Source organism: Pseudomonas salmasensis (genome assembly GCF_014268375.2).
GTDB classification, from domain to species: domain Bacteria; phylum Pseudomonadota; class Gammaproteobacteria; order Pseudomonadales; family Pseudomonadaceae; genus Aquipseudomonas; species Aquipseudomonas salmasensis.
Genome location: NZ_CP077083.1, coordinates 5,036,180 through 5,049,158 on the forward strand (window position 1 = coordinate 5,036,180; position 12,979 = coordinate 5,049,158).

9 protein-coding genes are annotated in these 12,979 nt (G+C 61.4%); 7 read left to right on the forward strand and 2 right to left on the reverse strand.

All coding sequences use genetic code 11. The features are described 5' to 3' along the window. Positions 1-77 precede the first annotated feature (77 nt). The 6 genes from dinG to HU731_RS22600 all read left to right on the forward strand — a co-directional run bounded on the left by dinG (position 78) and on the right by HU731_RS22600 (position 8,539). Entirely contained in the window at positions 78-2,222 is a 2,145-nt protein-coding gene (gene dinG, locus HU731_RS22575) for an ATP-dependent DNA helicase DinG (RefSeq protein WP_032893148.1), read from the forward strand. An 88-nt stretch (positions 2,223-2,310) separates the two neighbouring features. Beyond that, positions 2,311-4,608: a beta-galactosidase gene (locus HU731_RS22580; RefSeq protein ID WP_186605593.1), complete on the forward strand. Its 2,298-nt coding sequence runs from the start codon at positions 2,311-2,313 to the stop codon at positions 4,606-4,608. Positions 4,609-4,690: 82 nt separating this feature from the next. Continuing rightward, the gene (locus HU731_RS22585) at positions 4,691-5,836 is read left to right on the forward strand and encodes a serine hydrolase domain-containing protein (RefSeq protein ID WP_186605595.1); all 1,146 of its coding nucleotides are present in this window, start codon (positions 4,691-4,693) and stop codon (positions 5,834-5,836) included. Between the two features lie 143 nt (positions 5,837-5,979). Continuing rightward, on the forward strand, positions 5,980-7,134 hold the full coding sequence (locus HU731_RS22590; RefSeq protein WP_186605597.1) for an OmpA family protein: 1,155 nt from the start codon (positions 5,980-5,982) through the stop codon (positions 7,132-7,134). A gap of 27 nt (positions 7,135-7,161) precedes the next feature. Then, positions 7,162-7,809: a pyridoxamine 5'-phosphate oxidase gene (pdxH, locus tag HU731_RS22595; RefSeq protein ID WP_032893144.1), complete on the forward strand. Its 648-nt coding sequence runs from the start codon at positions 7,162-7,164 to the stop codon at positions 7,807-7,809. A gap of 265 nt (positions 7,810-8,074) precedes the next feature. Then, positions 8,075-8,539: an outer membrane lipoprotein gene (locus HU731_RS22600; protein ID WP_003189251.1), complete on the forward strand. Its 465-nt coding sequence runs from the start codon at positions 8,075-8,077 to the stop codon at positions 8,537-8,539. A gap of 176 nt (positions 8,540-8,715) precedes the next feature. On the opposite strand, the gene nhaA is transcribed toward HU731_RS22600, so the two are convergent. Continuing rightward, positions 8,716-9,900 (reverse strand): Na+/H+ antiporter NhaA, encoded by a 1,185-nt coding sequence (gene nhaA / locus HU731_RS22605; protein WP_186605599.1) that lies wholly within the window; start codon positions 9,898-9,900, stop codon positions 8,716-8,718. Between the two features lie 216 nt (positions 9,901-10,116). On the opposite strand from nhaA, the gene HU731_RS22610 reads away from it, so the two are divergent. After that, on the forward strand, positions 10,117-11,211 hold the full coding sequence (locus HU731_RS22610; RefSeq protein ID WP_186605601.1) for a PLP-dependent cysteine synthase family protein: 1,095 nt from the start codon (positions 10,117-10,119) through the stop codon (positions 11,209-11,211). A 130-nt stretch (positions 11,212-11,341) separates the two neighbouring features. Here the strand turns inward: HU731_RS22610 and HU731_RS22615 are convergent, their stop codons facing one another. Then, a complete protein-coding gene (locus HU731_RS22615) occupies positions 11,342-12,955 on the reverse strand; it encodes an NAD(P)/FAD-dependent oxidoreductase (RefSeq protein ID WP_186605603.1) in 1,614 nt (537 codons plus the stop codon). Between the last annotated feature and the right edge of the window lie 24 nt (positions 12,956-12,979).

Below are 12,979 nucleotides of genomic sequence, written 5' to 3' on the forward strand. Positions count from 1 at the left end.
GATTAATTAGCGGGGTATGATAGCGGCCGATCCGAACCACTGAAAATTTATCCAGCGTTTTTTGCGCCCGACTATCCATGATCAGCACTGAACTCAAAACCACGATCCAGGGCGCCTATTCGCGTTTTCTCGAAGCCAAAAGCTTGAAACCGCGCTACGGCCAGCGCCTGATGATCGCCGAAGTGGCAAAAGTCCTCGGGGATATCGACACCGACGACGAAGGCCGCCGCGAGGGTGAGCCTGCGGTAGTGGCCGTTGAAGCCGGTACCGGTACCGGCAAGACCGTGGCCTACAGCCTGGCCGCGATTCCCACGGCCAAGGCCGCTGGCAAGCGCCTGGTGATCGCCACCGCTACCGTCGCGCTGCAAGAGCAGATTGTCTACAAAGACCTGCCCGACCTGATGCGCAACAGTGGCTTGAACTTTACCTTCGCCCTGGCCAAGGGCCGTGGCCGTTACATGTGCCTGTCCAAGCTCGACGTATTGCTACAGGAAGGCCACGCCCAAACCGCCACCGCCTCCTTGTTCGAAGAAGAAGGCTTCAAGATCGAGGTGGATGAGGTCAGTCAGAAGCTGTTTACCAGCATGATCGAGAAACTGGCCGGCAACAAATGGGACGGCGACCGCGACAGTTGGCCCACTGCCCTGGAAGACTCCGACTGGGCGCGCCTGACCACCGACCACAGCCAGTGCACCAACCGCCATTGCCCCAACTTCGGCCAGTGCGCCTTCTACAAGGCGCGCGAAGGCATGGGCAAGGTGGACGTCATCGTCACCAACCACGACATGGTGCTGGCTGACCTGGCCCTGGGTGGCGGCGCGGTACTGCCCGACCCACGCGACACGCTCTATGTGTTCGACGAAGGCCATCACCTGCCAGATAAGGCCATTGGCCATTTCGCCCATTACACGCGCCTGCGTTCCACGGCCGACTGGCTGGAAACCACCGCCAAAAACCTCACCAAACTGCTCGCCCAGCACCCGTTGCCCGGCGACCTGGGCAAGCTGATCGAGCAAGTGCCGGAGCTGGCGCGCGAGATCAAGACCCAGCAGCAGTTCATGTTCAGCGCCTGCGAGCAGGTTGCGGACTTCAAGCCCGGTGAAGACGTCGAAGGCCGTGAGCGCCCGCGCCATCGTTTTGTCGGCGGGATGATCCCCGAGCACATGCGCGAAATGGGCATCGAGCTGAAGAAAGGCTTTTCACGCCTCACCGACCTGTTCACGCGCCTGACGGACTTGCTCAAGGAAGGCATGGATGGCGAGGTCAATATCGGCATCGCCAGCAACCAGGCCGAAGAGTGGTACCCCTTGTTCGGCAGCCTGCTGTCTCGTTCCCAAGGCAATTGGGAGCTGTGGACCGCCTTCACCGTCGAAGACCCGGAAGACAACCCACCCATGGCCCGCTGGCTGACGTTGTCGGAAAGCGGTGCGTTGTTCGATATTGAGGTCAACGCCAGTCCGATCCTCGCCGCCGAAATGCTACGCCGCAACCTGTGGAACGTGGCCTACGGCTGCCTGGTAACCTCGGCTACGCTGACGGCCCTGGGCACTTTTGACCGCTTCCGCATGCGCGCCGGCCTGCCGAAAAAGGCCGTCACCGCCGTGGTGCCCAGCCCGTTTCATCACGCTGACGCCGGCGTGCTGCGGGTGCCAGACCTCAAGGCCGACCCACGGGACGCGGCCGCGCACACGGCGGCGATCATTCGCGATCTGCCGTCGCTGGTGGAAGGCTCCCGCGGCACCCTGGTACTGTTTTCGTCGCGCAAACAGATGCAGGACGTGTTCGACGGCCTCGACCGCGACTGGCGCAAGCAGGTGTTTATCCAGGGCAACCTGTCCAAGCAGGAAACCCTGAACAAGCACAAGGCGCGGGTCGACGGTGGGGATTCCAGCGTGTTGTTCGGCCTGGCCAGTTTTGCCGAAGGCGTGGACTTGCCGGGCGCTTACTGCGAACACGTGGTGATCGCCAAGATCCCGTTCTCGGTGCCGGATGACCCGGTCGAGGCGGCACTGGCCGAATGGATCGAAGCCCGGGGCGGCAACCCGTTCATGGAAATTTCGGTGCCAGATGCTTCACTGAAACTGGTGCAGGCCTGCGGGCGTCTGCTGCGTACCGAAGAAGACCGCGGCACCATCACCTTGCTCGACCGGCGCCTGGTCACCCAGCGCTATGGCAAGGCGATCCTCAATGCCTTGCCGCCGTTCAGGCGCGAAATTTCTTAAGCCACTGTGGGCGAAATCGCCCACTGCGTGGTCTATCTCATCACTATCGTCAGGCCAGTCATCGGCCGTTTGGGAGAACCTTGTTCGTATGATTCGCACGCTGCCCGCTCTTTTTGCCCTGCTGTTCGCTGCGCCGCTGATGGCTGCGCCCGAGGGGCAACAAACGCTGTTCAATTTCGTCAGGCCTGCCGATGTGGTCAAGGTGGCGACCCAGGACGCCAGCCTGCCGCAATACAACGCCGAACAAACGCCCGAAGGCGAGGTGCTGCGCCGTATCACCTTCAACCCGGCTGCCGAGCCGAGCCTGGTGCTCAGCCCGCAGACGGGTACCTGGGATTGGTCGCAATCGAGCGCCATGAGCCTGCGTATCCAGAGCGCGATGAACTGGGCGCTGACCCTCTACGTCAAGGTGCAAAGCGCCGACGGCAAGACGCTCGTCAGCCGCATCGACCTGCCGGCCGGCCCGGCCCAGACGTTACTCGTCCCGCTGCAAGCCAACTCACCCCTGAGCCAGGGCATGAAGGCCGGCCCGCCGATGCCGATGACCGTGGATGGCCAGCGGGTATTGCTGGCCGCCAGCACCGGGGAAATCGACCGCAGCCAGGTGGTCTCGGTGACCCTGTCGATGCTCAAGCCCAATGCCGCCCAAAGTATCCTGCTGGAGCGCTTCGGCGTGCAGGACAGCGAGCCGGTATTGAAGGCTGCCTACACTGAACTGGTGGACGCCTATGGCCAGTCCACCCGTGCACGCTGGCCGGAAAAGGTCAGCAGCGACGAGCAACTCAAGGCATCGGCCGCCAAGGAACAACAGCAGCTCAAGGCCTGGCTGGCCGAGCGGGACAAGTCCTCCCTGGATCAATACGGCGGCTGGAAAAAGGGCCCGGCCTTCGACGCCAGCGGTTTTTTCCGCACTCAGAAGCGCGACGGCCGCTGGTACCTGGTGACGCCGGACGGGCATCCGTTCTACTCCCTGGGGGTGAACACCGTGGCGCCGGACAACAGCCAGACCTACGTGGCGGGGCGCGAGTGGATGTTTGCGGCGCTGCCCAAGGCCGGCGAACCCTTTGATAAGTACTACGGCAGCGACGACAGCCGCACCGGCAACGGCGCCGGCGAAGGTCGCGGCTTTGGTTCGGGGCGTTGGTACGATTTTTATGGCGCCAACCTGCAACGCACTTACGGCGGTGACGCGTTGGACCAGCCACGCTGGGTGACCCATACCCTTGATCGCCTGCAAGCCTGGGGCTTCAACACCGTTGGCAACTGGAGCGATCCGGACCTTGCCACTGCCGACCGCGTGCCGTACACCTTGCCGCTGTCGATTGTCGGTGACTATGCCAGCATCAGCACCGGTACCGACTGGTGGGGCGGCATGCCCGATCCGTTCGACCCGCGCTTTGCCATGGCCACCGAACGCGCCGTGGCCATCGCGGCCCGTGACCACCGCGACGACCCGTGGTTGATCGGCTTCTTTGCCGACAACGAATTGGCCTGGGCCGGCCCCGGCGACGAGGCAAAATCGCGTTACGCCCTGGCCTACGGCACCCTGCGCATGACCACCGATGTGCCGGCCAAGCGCGCCTTCCTCAAGCAACTGCGCGATAAATACCGCAATGAAGAGGGCCTTTCCAAAGCGTGGGGCATTCACCTGGCCGGTTGGGAGCTGATGGAAGACCCAGGCTTTGAGCCGCCGATGCCCAGCCCTGAACACCCGGAGATCGAAGCCGACTTCAAGTATTTCCAGAAGACCTTCGCCGATGCTTACTTCAAGACCATCTCCGACTCGCTGAAGTGGCACGCGCCCAACCAGCTGTTGCTGGGCGGCCGTTTTGCGGTGAGCACGCCGGAAGCCGTCGCATCGTGCGCGCAGTATTGCGACGTGCTGAGCTTCAATATGTACACCTTGAAGCCTCAGGATGGTTATGACTTCGCCGCGCTGCGTGCGCTGGACAAACCCGTACTGATCACCGAATTCAACTTTGGCTCCGCCGACCGTGGCCCATTCTGGGGCGGCGTGACGCAACTGGCCCGCGAAGAAGACCGTGGCGCGGCTTACACCGCTTTCCTCAAGCAGGCCGTGACCGAACCGTCGATTGTCGGCGTGCACTGGTTCCAGTACCTGGACCAGCCCGTCACCGGGCGTCTGCTGGATGGTGAAAACGGCCATTTCGGCCTGGTCGGCATTACCGATGTTCCCTTCCAGGGCTTTGTCGAGACGGTGCGCAAGAGCAACCTGGCCGCACTCGACCAGTTGGGCCGTGAGGCGCAAAAAGCCAAGGCCACCCAAGCGACGCGTGAAAGTGAAGCCGGCAAGCCGGGGCGCGACGGCAAAGGCGCGGGGCAGGGCGCCGGGCACCCTGGTGGGCATGCTGGGAATGGGCATTGATTCATCGTTGACGGGTTCACAAAACCCACAATGGCTGAAAGAATGGCGACCACTTTTCATGGTGTTTTCCGAGGGGACTTAGGTGCAGATTCAGGGTCATTACGAGCTGCAGTTCGAAGCGGTGCGCGAAGCCTTCGCCGCCCTGTTCGATGATCCTCAGGAGCGTGGTGCCGGGCTGTGCATCCAGATCGGCGGGCAAACCGTCGTCGACCTGTGGGCCGGTACTGCCGACAAGGACGGTGCCGAGGCCTGGCACAGCGATACCATCGTCAACCTGTTCTCCTGCACCAAGACCTTCACGGCAGTGACTGCCCTGCAACTGGTGGCCGAAGGCAAGCTCAAGCTCGATGCGCCGGTGGCCGATTACTGGCCGGAGTTTGCCGCTGCTGGCAAGGAAGCGATCACGCTGCGCCAGTTGCTCTGCCACCAGGCCGGGCTGCCGGCCATCCGTGAAATGCTGCCCACCGAAGCCCTGTATGACTGGCAATTGATGGTCGATACCCTGGCGGCCGAGGCCCCGTGGTGGACCCCGGGCCAGGGCCATGGCTATGAGGCGATCACCTATGGCTGGCTGGTCGGCGAACTGTTGCGCCGCGCCGACGGGCGCGGGCCGGGGGAGTCGATCGTGGCGCGGGTGGCACGCCCCTTGGGGCTGGACTTCCATGTAGGCCTGGCGGATGAAGAGTTTTATCGCGTCGCCCATATAGCGCGCAGCAAAGGCACTATGGGGGATGAAGCCGCGCAACGGTTACTTAAAGTAATGATGCGCGAGCCAGCGGCGATGACTACCCGTGCATTTGCCAACCCACCGTCTATTCTGACCAGCACTAATAAGCCCGAATGGCGACGCATGCAGCAGCCTGCGGCGAATGGCCACGGTAATGCGCGCAGCCTGGCCGGGTTTTATAGTGGTTTGTTGGACGGTAGTTTGCTGGAAAGCGACATGCTCGAACAATTGACCCGCGAGCACAGTATCGGGCCGGATAAAACCTTATTGACCCAAACCCGCTTCGGCCTGGGCTGCATGTTGGATCAACCGCAGTTGCCCAATGCCACGTTCGGCCTTGGGCCCCGTGCATTCGGGCATCCTGGGGCAGGGGGCTCAGTCGGCTTTGCCGACCCTGAACATGATGTAGCCTTCGGTTTTGTGACTAATACCCTGGGGCCTTACGTACTTATGGACCCGCGTGCCCAGAAGTTGGTCGGAATATTGGCCGGTTGTCTATAAACCCCTTGCTGTTTCACAATTTTTTGTTACAAAGGCAAGTATAAAAAAGATGCTGAACGACATGTTGTAACTTGAATGTTCTTTTAGCGTCTGTTTAACGGGTCCCGCGACCCCCTGGTTTTTTCTCATTTTGTGGATATCTCATGTTATCGAACAAGTCTTTGGCACTGGCGCTGTGCCTCACTATTACGGGTTGTGCACAAACTCCACAAAATGATGCCGAAGGTGGGCATTGGTGGTCATTTGGATCTGACAAAGCGGCAACCAAGGATCCAGTGGCCCAGACCGACGCCAAGCCGGATACCAAGCCCGACGCCAAGCCGGCTGCCGGTGCCAAGCCTGTTGAACCTGTCGCCGCTGCTGCCGCGCCTGCCCCGGCCGCCAAGGCTGACACCGGTTACAGCTGGTGGCCGTTTTCCACCAAGAGTGCCGAAGAAAAAGCTGCCGACGCCAAGGCTGACCTGAAAGCCGACCTCAAGGCCGCAACCCCGGCCTCTGACGCAGCACCTGTCGTCGCCAAAACCGACAGCGAGCCGCGCTGGTGGTGGCCGTTCGAAAGCAAGCCAAAGCCGTTGGCCAAGGTCGACGTGACCAACGTACAAATGCCTGACCCGAAGATCACCCAAGCCTGGCTGGACGAATACGAACCACGCCTGCGTGCGGCCATCAAGGACAGCAACCTGCAACTGGAGCGTCGTGAAAGCACCCTGGTGGTGATTGCCCCGGTAGACGGCTCCTACAACCCCAAGCGCCCGGCCATGTTGCTGCCGGTGACCCTGGGCCCGTTCACGCGGGTGGCCAAGGCCGTTGAAGCTGACCCGAAAACCGCCGTACTGGTGCTGGGCCACGTCGATGCCACGGGCAGCGCTCCCGCCAGCCAGGCGTTGAGCAAGGAACGTGCGCAGTCCATTGCCTCGATTTTCAGCCTGAGTGGTCTGAAACAGGATCGCTTGATGCTGCGTGGCATGGGCGACCTTATGCCGCGTGCCGCCAACGACAGCAATCAGGGGCGTGCGCTGAACCGTCGCATGGAAATCATGTTCACTCAGCGTACAACGATGTTGGCACTGCTGAGCAAATACAACTCGGGCAAGACTCCGCCGGTAGCTGAAATGGTCGCGGTGCAGAATGTGCCTGCGCCAGCACCGGCGGCAAAAGCGCCTGCCAAAAAGGCCACGGCCAAGAAAGCAGCGGCCAAGCCAGCGGCTAAAAAGGCTGCGGCCAAGCCGGCTGCCAAGAAGCCAGCGACTGCCAAAGCCAAGGCGGCACCTGCTTCGAACGACCAGGCAAAAAACTGAGCTGTTGAACCACAAGGATAAAGCCGCATGACCCAGGCACTGGCCGATATGCGCCGTGACTACACACGGGACGGTTTGAGCGAGGCCCAGGCCCCGGACGAGCCGTTTGCGTTGTTCCACCAATGGTTTGGCGATGCGGTAAAAACCGAACAGCCGCCAGTGGAGGCCAATGCCATGACGCTGGCGACGGTCGACCAGGACGGTCGCCCGCACTGCCGCATCCTGCTGCTCAAGGGCCTGGATGCACAGGGCTTTACCTTCTTCACCAACTATCAGAGCGCCAAGGGTGAACAACTCGCGGCGCGGCCGTTTGCGGCCATGACCTTCTTCTGGCCAACCCTGGAGCGCCAGGTACGCATTGAAGGGCGCGTGGTCAAGGTCACGCCTGAAGAGTCGGATGCTTATTACCAGGTGCGCCCGTTGGGCAGTCGCCTGGGCGCTTGGGCTTCTCCGCAGAGCAAGGTGATTCGTGATCGCGAAGAGCTGCAGGCGCTGCTCAAGGCCACTGAAGAGCGTTTCAGCGATACCCAGCCCGATTGCCCAGAGCATTGGGGAGGGTACCGTTTACTGCCCGAGCGCATCGAGTTCTGGCAAGGCCGCGCCAGCCGCCTGCATGATCGCCTCAACTACCGTTTGCAAGACGGCCAATGGTCCCGCGAGCGTCTGGCGCCCTGAGCGTCACCTTTCGTCATCCCACCTGAATCTACAGCGTTGCGTCGAAGTCTCTGTTCAAGAGGCTTCGGGCGCTTTCGGCTGTGCGGCTACACTGATCAAGCCGGTTATGGCATCGTTCTGTACACTGGCTTGGTTACCGTTCGTCGAGTTCTCTGGTGCTGGCAGTCTGTACTCAGGCTGAATGAAAGCAAGTTTCTGCCTGGCGCGCCGTGACACGCGCCAAGCCACAGCGTTTAATGAATACCTGTCCTTTGGAGTTGATGCTATGCGTAAGTCCGTTTTACTAGTTGCCTGCTTTACCACCCTGTCGTTGCTGTTGGGTGGCTGCGCCTCGAGTCTGACCGGCGACTCGTACTCTCGTGATGAGGCGCGTCGCGTACAGACCGTTCGCATGGGCACCATCGAATCCCTGCGCCCAGTGAAAATTGAAGGCACCAAAACCCCAATCGGCGGCGCCGCAGGCGCAGTCATCGGCGGCGTTGGCGGCAGCGCCATCGGTGGCGGCCGTGGCAGCATCGTTACTGCTGTGATCGGCGCAGTTGCGGGCGGCCTGCTGGGCTCGGCCACCGAAGAAGGCCTGACCCGTACCCAGGGCGTGGAAATCACCGTGCGCGAAGACGACGGCAGCATGCGTGCCTACGTACAAGCCGTACAGGAAAATGAAATCTTCCGCATTGGTGACCGCGTACGCATCATGACCGTCGACGGTACCAGCCGCGTGACTCGCTAAGCCTTAAGCTACAGGCGAAGAAAAACCCCCAACCGGGTGACCGGTTGGGGGTTTTGTTTGTAGGAGCCAGCTTGCTCGCGAAAAACGTTAACGATAACGCGTGCTCAATGAATGAACGCGGCGCCTGTCAGTTTTTCGCGAGCAAGAACTAGGCGTCCCCCTCGCTCCTACTTCAATCATGCAACGATCGCTTTCTTGCGACTCGCCATCGCCGTCACCGCATATCCGATAAAGGCCGCCAGGATCGACCCGGTCAGAATCCCCATGCGATCTTCCCCGGCAAACTCACTGGCGCCTGGCACAAACGCCAGGGAGCCGACGAACAGGCTCATGGTGAAGCCGATTCCGCACAGGATCGCCACGCCCAGTACCTGGCCCCAGTTGGCGCCGCTGGGCAGTGAGGCGATGCCGGTCTTGATTGCCAGCCAGGTGAGGCCAAACACGCCGACGGTCTTGCCGATCAACAGGCCGGCGGCGATGCCCATGGGCACGGAGTGGGTGAAGCTCTCCAGGCTGACGCCCGTCAGAGAGACCCCGGCGTTGGCGAACGCGAACAGCGGCAGGATAGCGTAGGCCACCCACGGGTGAAGGGCGTGTTCCAGGCTCAGCAGCGGCGAGGTTTCGGCATTCTTGGTGCGCAGTGGAATGCAGAACGCCAGGGTTACGCCGGCCAAGGTCGCATGCACACCGCTCTTGAGCACGCACACCCACAGGATCAGGCCGATGATCATATACGGCCCCAGCTTGATCACGCCCAGGCGGTTCATCGCAATCAGTGCAATCAAGCACGCCCCCGCGCCCGCCAGGGATGCGGTGGACAAGTCAGCGGAATAGAACAGCGCAATGACGATGATGGCCCCAAGGTCATCAATAATCGCCAGGGTCATCAGGAACAGCTTCAGCGACACCGGTACACGCTTGCCCAGCAGGGCCAGCACACCCAGCGCGAAGGCAATGTCGGTGGCCATAGGGATTGCCCAGCCAGCCAGGGCGGCCGGGTTGTCCTTGTTCAGGGCCCAGTAGATCAGCGCCGGCACCACCATGCCGCCGATGGCCGCTGCGCCAGGCAGCACCACTTGGGAAGGCCTGGACAGGTGACCATCCAGGAGCTCGCGCTTGACCTCCAGGCCGATCAACAGGAAGAACAGGGCCATCAGGCCATCGTTGATCCATAGAAGCGCCGGCTTGGCGATTTTCAACGCGCCAACCTGTGCAACCACTGGCGTGTCGAGAAAGGCGTTGTACAGGTGCGACAACGGTGAGTTGTTGATAATCAGCGCCAAGGCGGCAGCGGCGATCAACAACAGGCCACTGGCGGCTTCCAGCTGGAAGAAACGGGTGAAAGTGCTACGCAGAGGCAAGGGATGCTCTCCAATCCAGGTTCAATAGGTGGGTACCCTAACCCGTACCGTTAGTTGTTAAAACAAAAGTTATATTCTTATTTGTTATAAGAGATGGCCCGGGGCATCGGTGAGCCAAAGACTAGCAATTGTGTGTCCGATTGCGTCATCACTGTATCTGTGTGGAGTGTAGGAAACATCTTAAGATCACCGCTGAAAACCTTTAGAGAAGCCACCATGAGCGACCACCGTACCTGGGCCCGCGAAGCCATTCGCATCATTGAAGCGGACTTCCAGCGCAGCGCCGATACCCACCTGATCCCGCTGCCATTACCGGGTTTGCCAGGCATCGAGTTGTACTTCAAGGATGAGTCCAGCCACCCCACCGGCAGCCTGAAACACCGGCTGGCGCGCTCGCTGTTTCTGTATGCGTTGTGCAATGGCTGGCTCAAGCCGGGCGCACCCGTGATTGAGGCCTCCAGTGGCTCCACCGCGATCTCGGAGGCGTACTTTGCGCGCTTGCTCGGCTTGCCGTTTATTGCCGTCATGCCCGCTACAACCTCTCAAGAGAAGATTGCCCAAATCGCCTTCTACGGTGGCAAAAGCCACCTGGTCCAGGACCCGACGCAGATCTATGCCGAATCCGAACGCCTGGCCCAGGAAAGCGGTGGCCACTTCATGGACCAGTTCACTTACGCCGAACGTGCCACCGACTGGCGAGCGAACAACAACATTGCCGAATCGATCTTCCAGCAGATGCGCTTTGAGCAGCACCCGGAGCCGAGTTGGTTGATTTCCAGCCCTGGCACCGGCGGCACCACCGCGACCCTGGGCCGCTACGTGCGTTATCGCCAGCATTGCACGCGAGTGTTGTGTGCCGATGCCGAACGCTCGGTGTTCTTCGACTTCTACCAGAGTGGTGATGCCAGCCTGCGCCTGGACTGTGGCTCGCGGATTGAAGGGATTGGTCGACCACGGGTGGAGGCATCGTTTCTGCCGGCGGTGATTGACGCCATGGTCAAGGTGCCAGATGCATTGTCCCTGGCGGCCATGCATTACCTGGCGCAGCGTTTGGGGCGACGGGTTGGTGGTTCCAGCGGGACCAACCTGATCGGTGCCCTGATGGCGGCGCAACAGATGAAAGCGGAAGGGGCATCGGGCTCGATCGTTGCGATCTTGTGCGATGGTGGTGAGCGGTATGCCACGACCTATTACGATCAGGCGTGGCTGGCGGGGCAGGGCTATGAGCTGGAAGGGTTGATCGCGGCGGTAGCGGCAAGTGTCGAACGCGGTGAGGCGCTACCCGATAACATCCTGCGCGCCAATATCTGACACCCCCCGATCCAACTGTGGGAGCGGGCTTGCTCGCGAAAGCGGAGTGTCAATCACTGAGTTTTTAACTGCACCACCGCTTTCGCAGGCAAGCCACACACATTGGATTTAGGTTTGCCGCCAGGGTGCTTTAGGCCTCAATGCCGAGCATATCCCGCGCCAACGCCTCGGCGATCCGGATCCCGTCGACACCCGCCGACAGAATCCCACCGGCATAGCCTGCGCCTTCACCGGCCGGGAACAAGCCTTTGACGTTCAGGCTCTGCATCGACTCGTTGCGGGTAATGCGCAAGGGGGACGAGGTGCGGGTTTCGATGCCGGTCAGCACCGCATCGTGCAGCGAGTAGCCTTTGATCTGCTTCTCGAACGCCGGCAAGGCTTCGCGGATGGCTTCGATGGCGAAGTCCGGCAAGGCCAGGGCCAGGTCGCCCAATGACACGCCAGGTTTGTAGGACGGCTCCACACTGCCCAGCGCGGTGGAGGGTTTGCCGGCGATGAAGTCACCTACCAGTTGCGCCGGGGCCTCGTAGTTACTGCCGCCGAGGATGTAGGCGTGGGATTCCAGGCGTTCCTGCAACTCGATACCGGCCAGCGGGCCGCCCGGGTAATCCACCTCCGGGGTGATGCCTACCACGATGCCCGAGTTGGCATTGCGCTCGTTACGCGAGTATTGGCTCATGCCATTGGTCACGACGCGATGGGGTTCCGAGGTCGCAGCCACGACGGTGCCGCCCGGGCACATGCAGAAGCTGTAGACCGAACGGCCATTCTTGGCGTGGTGCACCAACTTGTAGTCCGCTGCGCCCAGCTTGGGGTGGCCAGCGTATTTGCCCAGGCGTGCGGCGTCGATTAGCGACTGCGGGTGCTCGATACGGAAACCCACCGAGAATGGCTTGGCTTCCATGTACACGCCACGGTCGTGGAGCATGCGGAAGGTGTCACGGGCGCTGTGGCCCAAGGCAAGAATCACGTGCTTGGAGAGGATCTGCTCGCCGCCGTCGATGACCACGCCGTTCAACTGGCCGTCTTCGACCAGCACGTCGGTGACCCGCTGCTCGAAGCGCACTTCACCGCCCAGGGCGATGATCTGCTCGCGCATGTTTTCCACCACGCCGGTCAGGCGGAAGGTACCGATGTGCGGCTTGCTGACGTAGAGGATTTCTTCCGGCGCACCAGCCTTGACGAACTCGTGCAGCACTTTGCGACCGTGGAATTTCGGGTCCTTGATCTGGCTGTACAGCTTGCCGTCGGAGAAGGTACCGGCGCCGCCTTCACCGAATTGCACGTTGGACTCGGGGTTGAGCACGCTTTTACGCCACAGGCCCCAGGTGTCCTTGGTGCGTTGGCGCACTTCCTTGCCGCGTTCAAGGATGATCGGCTTGAAGCCCATCTGTGCCAGCAGCAGCCCGGCGAAAATCCCGCAGGGGCCAAAGCCCACTACGATTGGCCGCTCAGCCAGACCTTCCGGCGCCTGGCCCACCACCTTGTAGCTGACATCCGGTGCCGGGTTGACGTTGCGGTCGTCGGCAAACTTGAGCAGCAGGGCGGCTTCATCCTTTACGTTCAGGTCGACGGTGTAGATGAAGCACAGCTCCGACGTCTTTTTACGCGCATCGTAGCTGCGCTTGAACAGGGTGAAATCGAGCAGGTCATCACTGGCGATGCCCAGGCGCTGCACGATGGCAGCGCGCAGGTCTTCTTCGGGATGGTCGATGGGCAGCTTGAGTTCAGTGATTCGTAACATGACAGGATCCGGTAGGCGGCGGGC

Coding starts and splice junctions, on each gene's coding strand:
- dinG (WP_032893148.1), top strand. CDS start 78: ATGATCAGCACTGAACTCAAAACCACGATCCAGGGCGCCTATTCGCGT.
- HU731_RS22580 (WP_186605593.1), top strand. CDS start 2,311: ATGATTCGCACGCTGCCCGCTCTTTTTGCCCTGCTGTTCGCTGCGCCG.
- HU731_RS22590 (WP_186605597.1), top strand. CDS start 5,980: ATGTTATCGAACAAGTCTTTGGCACTGGCGCTGTGCCTCACTATTACG.
- pdxH (WP_032893144.1), top strand. CDS start 7,162: ATGACCCAGGCACTGGCCGATATGCGCCGTGACTACACACGGGACGGT.
- HU731_RS22600 (WP_003189251.1), top strand. CDS start 8,075: ATGCGTAAGTCCGTTTTACTAGTTGCCTGCTTTACCACCCTGTCGTTG.
- HU731_RS22610 (WP_186605601.1), top strand. CDS start 10,117: ATGAGCGACCACCGTACCTGGGCCCGCGAAGCCATTCGCATCATTGAA.
- HU731_RS22615 (WP_186605603.1), bottom strand. CDS start 12,955: ATGTTACGAATCACTGAACTCAAGCTGCCCATCGACCATCCCGAAGAA.